Origin of the sequence: Halomonas sp. A11-A (assembly GCF_003182195.1) — a bacterium.
GTDB classification, from domain to species: domain Bacteria; phylum Pseudomonadota; class Gammaproteobacteria; order Pseudomonadales; family Halomonadaceae; genus Halomonas; species Halomonas alkalicola.
This window is the reverse complement of sequence record NZ_QGTM01000006.1, coordinates 1-16835: the sequence shown is the minus strand read 5'-3', so window position 1 is coordinate 16835 and position 16835 is coordinate 1. Positions and strand designations below refer to the sequence as shown.

Sequence of the window (16835 nt, the reverse complement as noted above, 5' to 3'; positions counted from 1 at the left end):
CCGTCGCGAGAAAAAGGATGGCGGCATTATGCCACCATCGCCGGGCCCGCTCACGCCCTGAACGGCAGCGCCTGCGTCGCGGCGGCGCAATAGGCGCGGATCTGGGCGCGCTCCTCGGCGCAGAAACGCGCCACGGCGTCGCGCAGGCGGGGGTCGGCGATATGGTGAAGCGAGGTGAGCAGGCGCGGCGCGAAGCCCCGGGCCAGCTTGTGCTCTCCCTGGGTGCCGGGGTCGAAGAGGGTCAGCCCCCGGGCCAGGCAGTGCTCGATGCCCTGGTAGTAGCAGGCCTCGAAGTGCAGGCAGTCGGCCATCACCTCGCTGCCCCAGTAGCGGCCGTAGAGGGTGCGCGCGCCCTGCAGGCAGAGCGCCGCGGCCACCGGCCGGCCCTCGAGCCGCGCCTGCACCAGCAGCAGGCTCTCCGGCATGGTGGCGCGCAGCCGGCGGAAGAAGTCCGGGTTGAGGTAGCCGTGGCGCCCCCGCTCCAGGTAGGTGATCTCGTAGCAGCGAAAGAAGTGCTCGAGGGCCGCCGCGTCGATCTCCTCCCCTTCGAGGCGATGCAGCGTCAGCCCCTGGTCGGCGACGAGGCGCCGCTCACGGCGGATCGCCTTGCGCCGCTTGGAGGTCATCGCGGCCAGGAAGCCCTCGAAGTCGCCGTAGCCGGCGTCGCGCCACTGGAACTGCACCCCGTGGCGGGCCAGCAGCCCGGGGCGCGCTGCCTGCCAGGCGGCCACCTCGGCCTCCTCGGCAAACAGCAGGTGCCAGCTGGAGAGCTCGCTGGCCACGCCTTCCCCGCGCCCCTCCCAGGCCGCGGCCAGCCGCTTCCGGGCGGCCAGCGGGTCGATACCCCCGGCCAGCGCCAGCCGCGGCCCGGGTGCCGGGGTGAAGGGAACGGCGCTGAGCGCCTTGGGGTAGTAGCGCCCGCCGGCGCGCTCCCAGGCGTCGGCCCAGGCCCAGTCGAAGACATACTCCCCGAAGGAGTGGAACTTGTGGTAGAGCGGCATGATGCCCACCAGCCGCCGCCCCTGCCATAGCGTCTGGTGGCGCGGCACCCAGCCGGTGGCCGGCGCCACCGCGCCGCTCGCCTCCAGGGCGTGCAGGAACTCATGGCGCAGGAAGGGATGGTCGTCGCCCACCAGGGCGTTCCAGGCCGCGGCCGGCACCGCCTCGATGGCGGGGAGTTCTTGCAACACAAGCGAGGACATGGCGGCTCCGGCAGCTGACAAGCCGTTGGCAGAAGGCCTACATTGTGCCCAGAGCCCGAGCCTCCTTCCATCCTCATCGACACACGGAGACGTGCATGACCGATGCCCGCGAGCTGCAGGCGCAATTCGATGCTCAGCGCCGCGCCTTCTCGGCCGAGCCCTACCCGACGCTTGCCACTCGCCGCGATCGCCTGGCGCGGCTGGCGGCTCTGACCCGGCACCACCGCGAGGAGATCATCGCCGCCATCGGCGAGGACTGCGGCCACCGCGCCGAGGCCGAGAGCCGGCTGGCCGAGATCGCCACCGTGCTGCAGGCGGTGCGTCATGCGCGGCGCCACCTGCGCCGCTGGATGCGCTCCCGGCGCGCCGCCGTGCCCTGGCGGCTCCAGCCGGGGCGGGCCCGGGTACACCGCCAGCCGCTGGGCGTGGTGGGCATCATCGCCCCCTCCAACTACCCCTGGAACCTCGCCTGGCTGCCAGCAGTGGACGCTCTGGCCGCCGGCAACCGGGTGCTGATCAAGCCCAGCGAGCACACCCCGGCCACCAGCGCTCTGATGGCGCGCCTGGCCGAGCGCTACTTCGACCCCGCCGAGCTCGCCGTGACCCCGGGCGAGGTGGAGACGGCCCGCGCCTTCTCGGCGCTGCCCTTCGATCACCTGCTGTTCACCGGCAATGCACGCATCGGGCGCGAGGTGGCCCGGGCCGCCGCCGCCCACCTGACCCCCATCACCCTGGAGCTGGGCGGCAAGACCCCGGCTATCATCGGCCCCGATGCCGACCTGTCGCGTGCCGCCGAGCGTATCGCCTTCGGCAAGTGGCTCAACGCCGGCCAGACCTGCATCGCCCCCGATCACGTGCTGGTCGAGGCCTCCCGGCTCGGCGACTTCATCGAGGCGATGCGCCGGACAGTGGCCGATTTCTACCCCCGAGGCACCGCCAGCGAGGACTACAGCGCCGTACTGGGCGAACGCCAGCGCGCACGGCTCGAGGCGATGCTCGACGAGGCCCGCGACCACGGCTGCCGGGTGATCGTCCTGGGCGAGCGCGTCGAGCTGCCGGGCGGCGGAGCCAAGCTGCCGCCAACCCTGGTGATCGACCCCCACAAGGGGCTCGCCATCATGCAGGAGGAGATCTTCGGCCCCTGGCTGCCGGTCCTCGGCGTGCGCGACTTCGATGCCGCCCTGGCCCACGTCAACGCCGGGCCGCGGCCGCTGGCGCTCTACGCCTTCACCGACGATACCGAGCGGCGCCGCCGGGTGCTTCAGACCACCCACTCCGGTGGCGTGGTCTTCAACGACACCCTCTGGCACAACGCCGTGCCCGCCCTGCCCTTCGGCGGTGTGGGCGAGAGCGGCATGGGCGCCTACCAGGGCGAGGCCGGCTTCCTGCGCTTCAGCCTGGAGCGCAGCGTCTTCCTCCAGGCGCGGCGCAACGCCGTGGGCCTGCTCAACCCGCCCTACCGGCGCTGGCTGCTCAGGCTGCTGGGGCTGTGACGGGCCAAGCGATGCACAAAGTAATAAAACTACAATTATAGCCAAACATCGGCTAGCATGGCGGAGGATTCCGAGATTATTTTGGTAAACTTACCAAAAAACACAGAGACCGAGGTGCCCCATGGCCACGACGCCCCCCGCCCTGAACGCCACCGTTGCCGACGTCACCCGACGCATCCGCGAGCGCTCCACCGAGCGCCGCGCCCTCTACGAGGCGCGCATGGCAGCCCAGCACCGGCGCGGGGTACACCGGGGCGAGCTCTCCTGCGGCAACCTGGCCCACGGCTTCGCCGCCTGCGGCGCCGAGGAGAAGAATCGCCTCAAGCTGATGAACAGCGCCAATCTCGGCATCGTCTCCTCCTACAACGACATGCTCTCGGCCCACCAGCCGCTGGAGAGCTACCCGGCGATCATCAAGGCCGCCGCCCGGGCCATGGGCTCCACCGCCCAGTTCGCCGGCGGCGTGCCGGCCATGTGCGACGGCGTCACCCAGGGCCAGCCCGGCATGGAGCTGTCGCTCTTCTCTCGGGAAGTGATCGCCATGGCCACCGCCGTGGCGCTCTCCCACAACATGTTCGACGCCACCCTCTACCTGGGCGTCTGCGACAAGATCGTTCCGGGACTCTTCATCGGCGCGGCGCGCTTCGGCCACCTGCCGGCGCTCTTCGTGCCCGCCGGCCCCATGGAGAGCGGCCTGCCCAACAAGGAGAAGGCGCGCGTCCGCCAGCTCTACGCCGAGGGCAAGGTGGGCCGCGACGAGCTGCTCGAGGCCGAATCCGCCTCCTACCACAGCCCGGGCACCTGCACCTTCTACGGCACCGCCAACTCCAACCAGCTGATGATGGAGATCATGGGCCTGCACCTGCCCGGGGCCTCCTTCATCAACCCGGGCACGCCGCTGCGCGAAGCCCTCACCCGCTACGCCGCCGAGCAGGCGATCCGCAACACCGAGGTCGGCGGCGACTACCGTCCCTTCTACCGGCAGATCGACGAGCGCGCCATCGTCAACGCCATGGTCGGCCTGCTGGCCTCCGGCGGCTCCACCAACCACACCCTTCACCTGGTGGCCATGGCCGCCGCGGCGGGCCTCACCATCACCTGGGACGACTTCACCGCCCTCTCCGCGGTGACCCCCAGCCTGACCCGCATCTACCCCAACGGCCAGGCCGACGTGAACCACTTCCAGGCCGCCGGCGGCATGAGCCTGCTGATCCGCGAGCTGATCCAGGCCGGCCTGATCCACGCCGATATCCCCACGGTGTTCGGCACCGACCTGACCGCCTACACCCAGGAGCCCTTCCTCGAGGAGGGCAAGCTGGTGTGGCGTGAGGGTCCCACCGAGAGCCTCGACGCCGACGTGCTGCGCGGCGTGGCCGAGCCCTTCGCCCCCACCGGCGGGCTCACCGTGCTCGACGGCAACCTGGGCCGCGGCGTGATCAAGGTCTCGGCGGTGGCCGAGGCACACCGCCTGGTGGAGGCGCCCGCCCGCATCTTCGAGGACCAGAACGAGCTCAAGGCGGCCTTCGAGGCCGGCGAGCTGGATCGCGACCTGGTGGTGGTGGTGCGCTACCAGGGCCCCAAGGCCAACGGCATGCCGGAGCTGCACAAGCTCACCCCCTATCTCGGCGTGCTCCAGGACCGCGGCTTCCAGGTGGCGCTGGTCACCGACGGGCGCATGTCCGGGGCCTCCGGCAAGGTCCCCGCGGCCATCCACATGACCCCCGAGGCGCTGGACGGCGGCCCCCTGGCACGGCTGCGCGATGGCGATATCGTCCGCCTGGACGCCAATGCCGGCACCCTCGAGGTCAAGGTGGACGCCCACGCCTGGGCCGAACGGGAGCGGGCCGAACCGCACCTGGAGCACTACCATCAGGGCCTGGGCCGCGAGCTCTTCGCCGGCCTGCGCCACCTGGCCAGTGGCTCCGAGCAGGGCGCCTCGGTGTTCGGAGGCTTCGAGGCCGACGACCTGGCCTGCCAGGCCGGCCTGATCCACGACGAGGACGCCTAAGCCACTGCCACAAATAGCTATCGTGGTTGCAACAGCGAGAAGCGCCGGGGACAGGTCGCAGAGGGGGTCCTACGCCAGGGGTGAGGAGCACTGCTCCGAACGGGCTGGCCATGGATGGCCAGCACCGGTCCTGCAAGCGGAGCAGGATGCGAGAGCGCCGCAGGGCGTCGGTAGCGCCCAGGGAAGGGTTCACAGCGCCCCCTCGCAGACCTGTCGACGGAACAGCTTCGAGCGATTCAGCCATCTGCGACTGTATAAAGAGGCCAGCTTACGATGATTCGACCGGCATTGATCGGCGGGGCTTATGGCAAGCGGTGGCACCAAGCCCTACGTCTGCGACTGTTTAAAGAGACCAGCTTACGATGATTCGACCGGCATTGATCGGTGATATCGGTGGCACCAATGCGCGCTTCGCCCTGGTGACCCCCGGCGCCTTCGCGCCCCACGACATCCTCGCCCTGCCCTGCGCCGACTACCCCGGCCTGGTGGAGGCGGTACGCGACTACCTGACCCGGGTGGGCGCCACCGGGGCCCAGGCGCCCCGGGAGGCCTGCCTGGCCTTCGCCTGCCCGATCCGCGGCGACCGGGTCAAGATGACCAACAACCACTGGGCCTTCTCCCGGCGCGAGGCGCAGCAGGCGCTGGGCCTGACGCTCTTCAAGGTGATCAACGACTTCACCGCCCAGGCCCTCGGCGTGCCCCATGTGGCCGAGTCGGACCTCGTCGAGGTGCAGCCCGGCGAGGCGATTCCCCATGCGGCCCGGCTGGTGATCGGCCCCGGCACGGGGCTCGGCGTCGCCGGTCTCTTCCCCGGCCGCCAGGCCTGGATCCCGCTGCCCACCGAGGGGGGCCACGTCACCTTCGCCCCCACCGACGAGCGCGAGCAGAACCTCCTGCGCCACTTCCGCAACCGCTACGGCCGGGTCAGCGTGGAGCGCCTGCTGTGCGGCCAGGGACTGCTGGACCTCTACCTCGCCCACTGCTCGCTCAAGGGCGCCAACCCCGTGCACACCACCCCCGCCGAGGTCACCGCAGCGGCCGACAGCGACCCGCTGGCCCGTGATACCCTGCAGCGTTTTCTCAAGATCCTCGGCGACGTCTGCGGTGACGCCGCCCTGATGCTGGGCGCCCGCGGCGGGGTCACCCTGTGCGGGGGCATCCTGCCGCGGCTACGCGACTGGCTGCCGCGAAGCCGCTTTCGTGAGGCCTTCTCCGCCAAGGGGCGCATGGGCGCCTACACGGCGACGATCCCCGTGCATCTGGTCACCGCCCCCTGGCCCGGCCTGCTGGGCGCCGCCGAGGCCCTCCACAACCCCGAGGTCGACTAGGTCTTGTCAACGTCCCCCAGGAGAGCCCGATGATTCCCGATTCCCTGCGCCAGCTGCTGGATGCCACCCAGGGCCAGCGCCGCACCCAATGGCAAGGCCGCGAGGTGTGGCTGGCCAACGAAGCCTGGGGGGAGCTCGCGCTCTCCCTCCAGGGCGCCCAGGTGCTTCATTTCCGCCCTACGGCCAGTGACAGCGGCGGCTGGCTCTGGGTGACCCCTACGCCCCAGGCGCTGCCCGGGGCGATCCGCGGCGGCATCCCGCTCTGCTGGCCCTGGTTCGCCGACGAACGCTACGCGGACGAATCGGAAGACCATAGCGGCCCCTTCCACGGCCCGGCCCGCAAGGCGGACTGGCGCCTGGACGCGGTGGACGAGCACGAGGGCGGCATCGAGCTGCACCTCTCCCCGGAGAGCCGCCTGCATAGCCAGCTCAGCCCGCGGCTGCTGGTCCAGGCCAACGCCAACCGCCTGCATGTGGAGCTGATCACCGAGCACACCGGCGAGACCCCGGTGAAGCTCAGCGGCGCCCTGCACAGCTACCTGGCGGTGAGCGACGCCCAGGCCTGCCGCGTCGAGGGGCTAGCCGGGGCCCGCTACCTGGACAAGCACCGCGACTTCGCCGAGGCCGATCAGCAGGGCGAGCTGGGGGTTCGCGGCGCCCTCGACCGCATCTACCACACCAACGCCGAGCTGACGCTGGACGACGGCCACCGGCGCCTGCGCATCGCCCGCCAGGGCAGCGACTCGGCGGTGGTCTGGCACCCCGGCGAGGCCCCGCCCGAGGATACCGCCGCCGAGGCGGCCCGCCACTTCCTCTGCGTGGAGGCCGCCAATACCCGCCTCGACCCCGTGTGGCTGGTGCCCGGCGCCCAGCACCTGCTGGGCACCACCCTCAGCCTGGAGCTTCCCGCATGATGCCCGTGATCGCCTTCGGCGAGGCCCTGGTCGACATGCTCTCGAGCCGGCTGGGCGATGCGGCGCAGGGCCCCGAGACGTTCACGCCCTATGCCGGCGGGGCGCCGGCCAACGTGGCCGTGGCCTGCGCCCGGCTCGGCGTGCCCAGCCGCTTCCTCGGCATGCTCGGCGAGGACCGCTTCGGCGACTTCCTCGCCCGGGAGCTGGCCGCCCACGGCGTCGACACCTCCGGGGTGGTGCGCACCCGGGAGGCGCGAACCGCGCTGGCCTTCGTCTCCCGGGATGAGCACGGCGAGCGCACCTTCGACTTCTACCGCCCGCCGGCCGCCGACCTGCTCTACCGGCTCGAGCACCTGCCCGCCGGCGTGTTCGCCGAACCCGCCATCCTGCACCTGTGCAGCAACAGCCTGACCGAGCCGGCGATCGCCGAGACCACCCTGGCCATGGCCGAGATGGCGCGCCGCGCCGGCTGCCTGGTCAGCGTGGACGCCAACCTGCGCCACAACCTGTGGGCTGAAGGCACCGCCGACATCAGCCTGGTGACCCGCCTGCTCGACACGGCCGACCTGCTCAAGCTCTCCACCGAGGAGCTCGACTGCCTGCGTGGCGACCATCCCCGGAAGGCCTGGCTGGCCGAGCGCCTGGCCGCTGGGGTCAAGGCCATCGTGATCACCGACGGGGCCGGCGACGTGCGCCTGCTGGGCGTGGGCCTCGAGCAACGGGTGACGCCGCCGCCGGTCGAGGCGGTGGACACCACCGCCGGCGGCGATGCCTTTATCGGCGGCCTGCTGGCCGAACTCGCCGAACACCTCGGCGAGGCAGGCATCGACGGCGACTGGCACCGCGACGCCGACTTCCTGGCCCGGGCCGTGGAGACCGCCTGCCGATGCGGCGCCCACGCCGTGACCCGCCCCGGCGCCTATGCCGCCCTGCCGACCCGTGAGGACCTGGCGCGCCTCGAAGACTGACCCGCCGTCATGACACCCGCCGGCGATCCGGCCGCCGCCAGCGCAGCCGCCGGGCGATGACCGTCTCGCCCGGTCGATAGTCGCCGCGGGCCGCGGCCAGGGCGGCCTGCAGGGCCGTGGCAGCGATGCACTCGTGGTCCTGCACCGCCGAGTTGACCGGCTGCGGCAAGAAGTCCAGCAGCCGGCTGTCGCCGAAGGTGGCCAGGCGCAGGCCCTGAGGCAGCCCGCCCTCCTCCAGCAGCACGTCGAAGACGCCGTCGAGCAGCGCATAGGAGGCCGTGACCAGGGCATCGGGCAGACCGTGGGCGTCGATCAGCTCGCGCAGCAGCCGTGCCCCCTCGTCGCGGTCATAGCGCTCACCGCTGGCGATGATTGCCTCGGCCTCGCTGTCCGCCAGGGCCCGCTCGAACCCCGCCCGGCGCTCCCGAGTGATGGAGATCCCCGGCACGGCATCCAGCCAGGCCACCCGTTTCACTCCCTCGCCCAGCACCGAACGGGTCAGCCGCTCGGCGGCCTCGCCGTCGTTGCTCACCACGCTGACGAAGCGCGAGGGATCGAAGCCTCGATCCACGGCGATGACAGGCAGGCCATCGGCCATCAGCTCGGCGTAGAAGGGATCGTCCGGCGGCAGGCAGCTGGCGGTGATCAACACTTCACAGCGCTGGGCGCGCAGCGCCAGCGCCAGGTCGCGCTCGCTCTCCGGCCGATCATCTGAGCCGACGATCAGCAGCTGATAGCCCTGCTCCCGAGCGCCGCGCTCCAGCCGCTTGGCCAGGCGCGCATAGCTGGTATTCTCCAGGTCCGGGACGATCAGCCCCAGGGTGCGACTCGAGCCACGCCGCAGTGCCGCGGCCTGGGCATCGACCCGGTAACGGTGCTTGCGCACCACGGCCATCACTCGCTCCACGGTCTGGGGGCTGATCCGTCGCTCCTCGGCCTTGCCGTTGATGACATAGCTGGCCGTGGTGCGCGAGACGCCGGCCAGGCGGGCGATTTCTGCGAGCGTCATGACGTTCCCTTGTGATGGAGGTGACACGATTCTACGCCACCCGCTACCGACCTGGCGCCCCACCGAGATGCGACCAATGTCGTAGGCCGTTCGCCTTGCCATCTCAAGTGAATCGATCCAGCCTTATCGGCATGGTGACTCGATTCACTAACCCTCGAGACATTCCCGATGCTGACTCTGACACCCGACGACATCCTGCTCGACTGCCATGCCGATGACTGGCAGGCGGCGCTGGACCACGCCGCCGAGGCCCTACTGCAGGCCGGCCTCACGACCGATGGCTACCGCGACGGCCTGCACGCCCGCGAGGCCCAGTCCTCCACCTTCCTCGGCAATGCCATCGCCATCCCCCACGGCACCCCGGAGAGCCGCGAGCACGTCCGAGCCACCGGGGTGCGGGTGCTGCAGTTTCCCCGGGGCATCGACTGGCACGACGGCAATCGCGTCCATGTGCTGGTGACCATCGCCGCCCAGAGCGACGAGCACCTGGAGATCCTGCGCCAGCTGACCCATGTGCTGGACCGCGAGGGCATCTCCGAACGGCTGGCCGCCGCCGACTCCCGGGGCGAGATCGCCGGGCTGCTGTCGAAGACGGTGGTGGAGCCGCGCCTGGATGCCGACACCCTCTGCCTGGGCTTCCCCGCCCGGGACAGCCAGGAGCTGGCGCTGGCCGCCGCCGCCCGGCTGCGCCAGGCCGGCTGCGTGGAGAACGCCTTCGTCGCCACCGTGGCCGACCAGGCACCTCGCGCCCTGGGCCAGGGCCTGTGGCTGGTGGCAAGCGACCTGGGGGTGACCCAGCCCGCCCTGGCGCTGGCGACACCGGCGCACCCGCTCAACATCGGGGACGCTCGCCTTGTCGGGGTCTTCTGCCTGGCGGCCCAGGGCGACGCCCATCACGGCCTGCTGGAGCGGCTCGTCACCCTGCTGGAGAGCGGCAGCGCCGGCGACCTGGCCGGCGCCGACGCCGCCACCGTGCTGGCCCGCCTGGCCGGCGAAACGGCGAGCGCGATCACCGCCACGGTGCGGGTGCTCAATGCCCATGGCCTCCACGCCCGACCGGCCAAGCAGCTGGTTCAGGTGGCCCGCGCTCAGGGCGTGTCGATCCGGGTGCGCCTGGCCGAAGGCAGCGGCCAGGCGGTCTCGGCCACCAGCCTGACCAAGGTGATCGGCCTCGGCGCCCGCCGCGGCCAGCCGCTGCTCTTCTCCATCGACGGCAGCGACCTCCCCGCCGACGCCGCCGAGCGTGCCCTGGCGGCCGTCTGCCGGGCGGTGACCGAGGGCCTGGGCGAGGCGGTCGCGCCCTTCAACGAGAGCCGCGAGCACCAGTTGCCCCAGCCGGTAGTGACGATCAACCCCCTGCCCGAGGACGAACCCCAGACGGCGGTGGCCGCCTCTCCGGGCCTGGCCATCGCCCCGGCCTTCGTGCTGCGCACACCACGCTTCGAGTACCCCGAGCGGGCCAGCGAACCAGCCGTCGAGAGCCGCCGGCTGGACGAGGCGCTGCGCGAGGGCGCGGCTCAGCTCGAGGCCCTGGTGCGCCAGGCCCGCGGCGGTGAGGTGGCCCAGATCCTCTCCATGCACGAGGAGATGCTGGGCGACCCCGAGCTGCACCAGGCCGCCCGCGAGGGCATCGGCGAAGGCGCCTCCGCAGAGGCCGCCTGGTGGCACGCCATCGAGACCGCCGCCCACGCCCAGGAGATGCTCGCGGACCGGCTACTGGCCGAACGCGCCGCCGATCTGCGCGATGTGGGTCGCCGGGTGCTGGGCATCCTCTGCAACGTTGCGCTGCCCGAGCCGCCGGACAGCCCCTATATCCTGGTGGCCGACGACCTCGGCCCCTCCGACGTGGCCCGCCTGGACACCGCACGGGTCCGCGGCCTGCTCACGGCGAGGGGGGGCGCGACCGCCCATAGCGCCATCCTGGCCCGTGCCCTGGGCATCCCCGCCGCGGTTGGTGCAGGCGAGCGAGTGCTGACGCTTTCCAACGACACCCTGCTGATCCTCGATGGCGACCGGGGCCGCTATACCGTCGCGCCTTCCGAGGAGCGCCTGGCCAGTGCCGAACAGCGCCTGGCCGACCAGCGCCGCCGCGAGGCCGAGGCCTGGGAGGCCCGCCACCAGCCCGCGGCGACCCGCGACGGCCACCGCGTCGAGGTGGCCGCCAACCTGGGTAACACCGCTCACGCACAGGACGCCGTGGAGCGTGGCGCCGAGGGGGTGGGCCTCTTGCGCACCGAATTCATCTTCATGGCCCATGCGGCGATGCCCGACCTCATGACCCAGGTCGAGGAGTACCGCAAGGCCACCGAGGCCCTGGACGGCCGCCCCCTGGTGGCCCGCACCCTGGACGTGGGCGGCGACAAGCCGCTGCCCTACTGGCCGGTACCCAGGGAGGACAACCCCTTCCTCGGCCTGCGCGGTATCCGCCTGGCGCTGACCCGTCCCGAGGTGCTGGAGACCCAGCTGCGCGCCCTGCTGATGGCCGCGGCGCCTGCGGCAGAATCGGAACAAGCGCCTGCGGCTGGGGTCAAGGCGCCCGCGGCTGGGGTTGATAAAAAATCCCGCCCGCTGCGCATCATGCTGCCGATGGTCAAGGACCTCGGCGAGTTCCGGCAGGCCAGGGCAATCTACGACCGCCTGCTTGAGGAGATCCCCGAGACCGAGCGCGCCACCGACGTCCAGCTCGGGGTGATGATCGAGATCCCCTCCGCGGCGCTGCTGGCCCCGACGCTGGCCCCCGAAGTGGACTTCTTCTCGGTGGGCACCAACGATCTGACCCAGTACACCCTGGCCATCGACCGCGGCCACCCCGAGCTCTCCGCGCAGTCCGATGGCCTGCACCCGGCGGTGCTGCGGCTGATCCAGCTGACCGTCCAGGCCGCCCACGCCCAGGGCAAGTGGGTCGGGGTGTGCGGCGAGCTGGCCTCGGACGCCACGGCGGTCCCGGTACTGGTCGGCCTCGGCGTCGACGAACTCTCCGTGAGCGCCCGCCAGGTGCCGCTGGTCAAGGCGCGGCTGCGCGAGTTCGACCTCGAAGAGGCCCGTGCCCAGGCCACGCTGGCACTCGCCCAACCCACCGCCGAGGCGGTGCGTGACGCCCTGGAGGCGCGCTGATGGCCCGGATCCTCACCCTCACCCTCAACCCCGCCCTGGATCTGTCGATCGGCCTCGAGCGGCTCGTCCCCGGGGAGGTCAACCGCACCCGGGAGACCCATCTCGAGGCCGCCGGCAAGGGGGTCAACGTGGCCCGGGTGCTGGTCGCCCTCGGCCACGAGGTCACGGTGTCGGGCTTTCTCGGCGCCGACAACGACGGCCCCTTCCTGCGCGCCTTCGAGGCACTCGGCGTGGAAGACGCCTTCCTGCGCGTGCCCGGCGAGACCCGCATCAACGCCAAGCTCGCCGAGGCCGACGGGCGGGTCACCGATATCAACGGCCCCGGTGCCACCATCGACCAGGGAGCCTGGCAGCGGCTGCTGGCCTGGCTCGACGCCCGCCTCGCCAACCCCGAGCGTCGCCCCGCGGCGGTGGTGATCGCCGGCAGCCTGCCCCCCGGCCTCTCTCCTGCGGGGCTCGCCGAGCTGATCGCCCACCTGCGTGGCGACGGCCTGCCGGTCTGGGTGGACACCAGCGGCGAGGCGCTCGGCCAGGCCATCGAGGCCCTTCCCACCGCGGTCAAGCCCAACGAGCATGAACTGGCCGACTGGGCCGGCCACTCCCTGGAGGGCTTCGAGGCGCGCCTCAAGGCGGCGCTCCGGCTCTATGCGGTCGGCGTCGAGGAGGCGCTGATCTCGGCGGGCCCCGCCGGGGTGCTGTGGGTCAGCGGCCGCGGCGCCTGGCAGGCGGTGCCGCCACAGCTCGAGGTGGCCAGCACCGTGGGCGCCGGCGATACCCTGCTCGCCGCCCTCCTGCATGGGGTGATCGAGGGCCACACCCCGGAGCAGACTCTGCGCCTGGCCACCGCGCTCTCCGCCGAGTCCGTCCGCCACCTGGGCGTGGGCAACCCCCGCGCCTCCGACTTCCCCCACCTCCAACAACAGACCCGCGTGCGTCGCCTCAACGATGTCGATGCCAGCGCGGGGGGAGCCATCGCATGAACACCATCATCGTCACCGCCTGCCCGAGCGGCATGGCCACCACCTTCCTCGCCGCCCGCCGTCTGGAGCAGGCCGCCCAGCGTCTCGGCTGGCGGGTCGATGTCGAGATGCACGGCGAGCTCGAGCCACTGACCCCGGTCTCCGCCGAGGCGCTCGCCGCCGCCGACCTGGTCGTTGTCGCCGCCGACCAGGTGCCCGACCCGCAGCGCTTCGCCGGCATGCGGCTCTTCCAGGCCCCCATCGACCAGGCGCTGCCCGACCCGGCGGCCTTCCTGGCGCGGGCCGAGCGCGAGGCCGAGGCCTTCACCCCGGCCGACGAGCCCGGGCCGGCGCTGGCTGACGCGACGGCCCCCGCCTCCGGCGCGCGGATCGTGGCGGTAACGGCCTGCCCCACCGGGGTGGCGCATACCTTTATGGCGGCCGAAGCCCTATCCGAGGCAGGCAAGGCACTCGGTCACCAGATCCGCGTGGAAACCCAGGGCTCGGTGGGCGCCCAGAACCAGTTGACCGAGGAGGAGATCGCCGACGCCGACCTGGTGATCCTCGCCTGCGATATCGAGATCGATCCGACCCGCTTCGCCGGCAAGCGGATCTACCGCACCTCCACCGGCAATGCCCTGAAGAAGGCCAAGCCCACCATCGAGGCAGCCCTGGAGAACGCCGCGGTAGAGAGCACCGGCAGCGCTCCCAGCAGCGCCTCCAGCAGCGCCAGGAAGAGCCTCAAGGAGGTCGGCGTCTACAAGCACCTGCTCACCGGGGTCTCCTTCATGCTACCCATGGTGGTGGCCGGGGGCCTTCTGATCGCGCTCTCCTTCGCCTTCGGCATCGAGGCCTTCGAGCAGGAAGGGACCCTGGCCGCGGCGCTGATGCAGATCGGCGGCGGCACGGCGTTTGCGCTCATGATCCCGGTACTGGCCGGCTATATTGCCTACTCCATCGCCGACCGCCCCGGCATCGCCCCGGGCATGATCGGCGGCATGCTGGCGGCCAATATCGAGGCGGGCTTTCTCGGCGGCATCCTGGCCGGCTTCCTGGCGGGCTATGTGGCGCTGGCGGTGGCACGCCACGTCAAGCTGCCGGCCAGCGTCGAGTCGCTCAAGCCGATCCTGATCATCCCGCTGGTGGCAAGCCTGGTCACCGGCCTGACCATGATCTACGTGGTCGGCGAGCCGGTGGCGGCGATCATGGCCGGCCTGACCAGCTTCCTGGCCGGCATGGACGCCACCAACGCCGTGCTGCTGGGCATCCTGCTCGGCGCCATGATGTGCGTCGACCTCGGTGGACCGGTCAACAAGGCCGCCTACACCTTCGGCGTCGGCCTGCTGGCCTCCCAGACCTACGCGCCCATGGCGGCGATCATGGCCGCCGGCATGGTGCCGGCCATCGGCATGGGCATCAGTAGCTTCGTGGCCAAGCACAAGTTCTCCGAGCCGGAGCGTGAGGCGGGCAAGGCGTCCTTCGTGCTGGGGCTGTGCTTTATCAGCGAGGGCGCCATCCCCTTCGCCGCCAAGGACCCGCTGCGGGTGATCCCCGCCTGCATCGCCGGCGGCGCGGTGACCGGCGCCCTCTCCATGCTGGTCGGCGCCCAGCTGATGGCCCCCCACGGCGGCATCTTCGTGCTGCTGATTCCCGGCGCCATCACCCCGGTGCTGCTCTACCTCGCGGCCATCGTGATCGGCTCCCTGGTCACCGGCCTGGGCTACGCCGCGATCAAGCGCGGCGCCGCCCCGGTGGCGGTGGGTGCTGCCACCTGAGCCGGCACCGACGGCACCACCCAGCCACAGGGCCCGGGCACCAGCCCGGCCCTGATGCTGTGTTCCATGGCGCTCAACTGGCTGCCGGCCCCGCCCTCCGCGTCGCGCATTGCGCCGGTCTCTCGCCCGGGCGACGAACACGAGAACGCCGGGAGGTTCCCCATCCCGGCGTTCACTGCAGGACCCGGCGGCAGGCCGGCGGATCAGGCCGCGTCGCGCTTGGCGTCGCTCACCGCCTGCATCGCCAGGGCGGTATCCAGCATGCGGTTGGAGAAGCCCCACTCGTTGTCGTACCAGGCCATCACCTTCACCAGGCGACCGTTCACCCGGGTGTGGTTGGCATCGAAGGTGGAGGAGTGGGCGTCGTGGTTGAAGTCGATGGAGACCAGCGGCTGAGCGTTGACCGCCAGCACCGGGGAGGCCTCGGCGGCCCTGGCGACGATGGCGTTGATCTCCTCCCGGGTGGTGTCGCGACTCGCGGTGAACACCAGGTCCACCAGGGAGACGTTGATCACCGGCACCCGCACCGCCAGGCCGTCGAGGCGACCGTCGAGCTCCGGCAGCACCAGCCCCACGGCGGCGGCGGCCCCGGTCTTGGTGGGGATCATCGAGTGGGTGGCGCTGCGCGCCCGGTAGGGGTCGCTGTGGTAGACGTCGGAGAGGTTCTGGTCGTTGGTGTAGGCGTGCACCGTGGTCATCAGGCCGTTCTCGATGCCCACCGCCGCGTGGAGCGCCTGAGCGATCGGCGCCAGGCAGTTGGTGGTGCAGGAGGCGTTGGAGACCACCTTGTGCTCGGGCTTGAGCACCTCCTCGTTGACCCCGTAGACCACGGTGGCGTCGGCATCCGGGCTCGGCGCTGAGATCAGTACCCGCCGGGCGCCGGCCGCGAGGTGCTTGGCGGCGGCGGCACGTCGGGTGAAGAGCCCGGTGCACTCCATCACCAGATCGACGCCCAGCGCCTTCCAGGGCAGCGCCGCTGGGTCGCGCTCGGAGAGGATGGCGATGCGGTCACCGTCCACGCAAAGGCTCTGCTCGTCGTGCTCTACCTTGAAGGGGAAGTGGCCGTGCACGGTATCGTGGCGCAGCAGATGGGCGTTGAGGGCGGGATCACCGAGATCGTTGATGGCCACCACCTGCACCCGGTGGCGATAGCCGTTCTCGTAGAGGGCCCGCAGCACGTTGCGGCCGATGCGGCCGAAGCCGTTGATGGCAATCTTGAGGGTCATGTCCTCTCTCCTCCAGAGCGTCTCTGTGTCGTCAAGGTAGGGGCAGAGCCGGTGGGCAGAGATCGGGCATCGGTGATGCCGGCCGGGTCGTCGCCTGCGGCTCTTGGCGATATGACCACAATGTGACGCAAACCGATCAGGGACTCAAGATTTTTTTAGTAACTTTACAACATAATGACCCAGGTGAATCGAGGCACCCGACGCCAGGATCATCTCGACAATCTCTTCGCAAGCTAGCAAAATCGCCTTACCACGCGGATATCCGGCATATTCACCCCTCATCACCATGTAGTAAACTTACCAAATGCCCGGTATCGTTGTAGTCTGACAACATCCCCTTCCCTTCAGGAGGCGCCCGACATGCCGAACCAACCGCCGCATCCCCCCATCCGCCGCACCAAGATCGTCGCCACCCTGGGCCCAGCCAGCGACCGCGAGGGCGTGCTGGAGGCCATGATCGCGGCCGGCGTCGATGTCGTGCGCCTCAACTTCTCCCACGGCTCGCCCGATGACCACCGTCAGCGCCTGGTGCGGGTGCGCGAGATCGCCGACCGCCTGGGCAGAAGCGTGGCCGCCCTCGGCGATCTCCAGGGCCCCAAGATCCGCATCGCCCGCTTCGCCGAGGGCGCCGTCGAGCTCGCCGAGGGCGCCCCCTTCGTGCTCGACATGGCGCTCGACGGCAACGCCGGCGATGCCACCCGGGTCGGCTGCGACTACCGCCAGCTGATCGACGACGTCGCCCCCGGCGACCGCCTGCTGCTCGACGACGGCCGGGTGGTGCTCGACGTCACCGCCGTCGAGGGGCGCGAGGTCCACACCCGCGTGGTGGTGGGCGGCAG

Annotated in this window: 12 protein-coding genes; 9 read left to right on the top strand and 3 right to left on the bottom strand. The window is 71.2% G+C overall.

Translation table 11 applies throughout. From position 1 onward, the window contains the following. Positions 1–50: 50 nt before the first annotated feature. A complete protein-coding gene (locus DER72_RS06345) occupies positions 51–1202 on the bottom strand; it encodes a GNAT family N-acetyltransferase (protein ID WP_110069163.1) in 1152 nt (383 codons plus the stop codon). Positions 1203–1297: 95 nt separating this feature from the next. On the opposite strand from DER72_RS06345, the gene DER72_RS06340 reads away from it, so the two are divergent. The 5 genes from DER72_RS06340 to DER72_RS06320 all read left to right on the top strand — a co-directional run bounded on the left by DER72_RS06340 (position 1298) and on the right by DER72_RS06320 (position 7913). Beyond that, positions 1298–2695 carry a coniferyl aldehyde dehydrogenase gene (locus DER72_RS06340; protein WP_110069162.1) on the top strand — a complete coding sequence of 466 codons (1398 nt, stop codon included), beginning with the start codon at positions 1298–1300 and terminating at the stop codon, positions 2693–2695. Positions 2696–2816: 121 nt separating this feature from the next. Beyond that, the gene (edd, locus tag DER72_RS06335) at positions 2817–4703 is read left to right on the top strand and encodes a phosphogluconate dehydratase (RefSeq protein ID WP_110069161.1); all 1887 of its coding nucleotides are present in this window, start codon (positions 2817–2819) and stop codon (positions 4701–4703) included. Between the two features lie 362 nt (positions 4704–5065). Continuing rightward, positions 5066–6031, top strand: a complete 966-nt coding sequence (glk, locus tag DER72_RS06330) for a glucokinase (RefSeq protein ID WP_181395612.1) — start codon at positions 5066–5068, stop codon at positions 6029–6031. A 29-nt stretch (positions 6032–6060) separates the two neighbouring features. Further along, complete coding sequence (locus tag DER72_RS06325; protein ID WP_110069160.1) at positions 6061–6945, top strand: D-hexose-6-phosphate mutarotase; 885 nt, start codon at positions 6061–6063, stop codon at positions 6943–6945. Further along, a complete protein-coding gene (locus DER72_RS06320) occupies positions 6942–7913 on the top strand; it encodes a carbohydrate kinase (RefSeq protein ID WP_110069159.1) in 972 nt (323 codons plus the stop codon). The genes DER72_RS06325 and DER72_RS06320 overlap by 4 nt, the downstream gene beginning before the upstream one ends. Positions 7914–7920: 7 nt before the next feature. Here DER72_RS06320 and cra read toward each other — a convergent pair whose 3' ends face one another. After that, positions 7921–8922, bottom strand: a complete 1002-nt coding sequence (gene cra, locus DER72_RS06315) for a catabolite repressor/activator (protein ID WP_110069158.1) — start codon at positions 8920–8922, stop codon at positions 7921–7923. Positions 8923–9090: 168 nt separating this feature from the next. Between cra and fruB the strand changes: the two genes are divergently transcribed. Genes fruB through DER72_RS06300 form a run of 3 tightly spaced genes read left to right on the top strand, consistent with a single transcriptional unit; the run spans position 9091 to position 14770 of the window. Beyond that, positions 9091–12036, top strand: coding sequence for a fused PTS fructose transporter subunit IIA/HPr protein (gene fruB, locus DER72_RS06310; protein WP_110069157.1), 2946 nt, complete (start codon positions 9091–9093; stop codon positions 12034–12036). Beyond that, entirely contained in the window at positions 12036–13016 is a 981-nt protein-coding gene (gene pfkB, locus DER72_RS06305) for a 1-phosphofructokinase (RefSeq protein ID WP_110069156.1), read from the top strand. The genes fruB and pfkB overlap by 1 nt, the downstream gene beginning before the upstream one ends. Further along, a complete protein-coding gene (locus DER72_RS06300) occupies positions 13013–14770 on the top strand; it encodes a PTS fructose-like transporter subunit IIB (protein ID WP_110069155.1) in 1758 nt (585 codons plus the stop codon). The genes pfkB and DER72_RS06300 overlap by 4 nt, the downstream gene beginning before the upstream one ends. Before the next feature lie 203 nt (positions 14771–14973). Here the strand turns inward: DER72_RS06300 and gap are convergent, their stop codons facing one another. Beyond that, positions 14974–15996, bottom strand: coding sequence for a type I glyceraldehyde-3-phosphate dehydrogenase (gene gap / locus DER72_RS06290; protein WP_110069153.1), 1023 nt, complete (start codon positions 15994–15996; stop codon positions 14974–14976). A 360-nt stretch (positions 15997–16356) separates the two neighbouring features. On the opposite strand from gap, the gene DER72_RS06285 reads away from it, so the two are divergent. Next, positions 16357–16835, top strand: a 479-nt coding sequence (locus DER72_RS06285) for a pyruvate kinase (protein ID WP_258306225.1), incomplete at its 3' end; no start/stop codon positions are given.

Coding starts and splice junctions, on each gene's coding strand:
- edd (WP_110069161.1), top strand. CDS start 2,817: ATGGCCACGACGCCCCCCGCCCTGAACGCCACCGTTGCCGACGTCACC.
- DER72_RS06300 (WP_110069155.1), top strand. CDS start 13,013: ATGAACACCATCATCGTCACCGCCTGCCCGAGCGGCATGGCCACCACC.
- DER72_RS06320 (WP_110069159.1), top strand. CDS start 6,942: ATGATGCCCGTGATCGCCTTCGGCGAGGCCCTGGTCGACATGCTCTCG.
- DER72_RS06325 (WP_110069160.1), top strand. CDS start 6,061: ATGATTCCCGATTCCCTGCGCCAGCTGCTGGATGCCACCCAGGGCCAG.
- pfkB (WP_110069156.1), top strand. CDS start 12,036: ATGGCCCGGATCCTCACCCTCACCCTCAACCCCGCCCTGGATCTGTCG.
- fruB (WP_110069157.1), top strand. CDS start 9,091: ATGCTGACTCTGACACCCGACGACATCCTGCTCGACTGCCATGCCGAT.
- DER72_RS06345 (WP_110069163.1), bottom strand. CDS start 1,202: ATGTCCTCGCTTGTGTTGCAAGAACTCCCCGCCATCGAGGCGGTGCCG.
- glk (WP_181395612.1), top strand. CDS start 5,066: ATGATTCGACCGGCATTGATCGGTGATATCGGTGGCACCAATGCGCGC.
- gap (WP_110069153.1), bottom strand. CDS start 15,996: ATGACCCTCAAGATTGCCATCAACGGCTTCGGCCGCATCGGCCGCAAC.
- DER72_RS06340 (WP_110069162.1), top strand. CDS start 1,298: ATGACCGATGCCCGCGAGCTGCAGGCGCAATTCGATGCTCAGCGCCGC.
- cra (WP_110069158.1), bottom strand. CDS start 8,922: ATGACGCTCGCAGAAATCGCCCGCCTGGCCGGCGTCTCGCGCACCACG.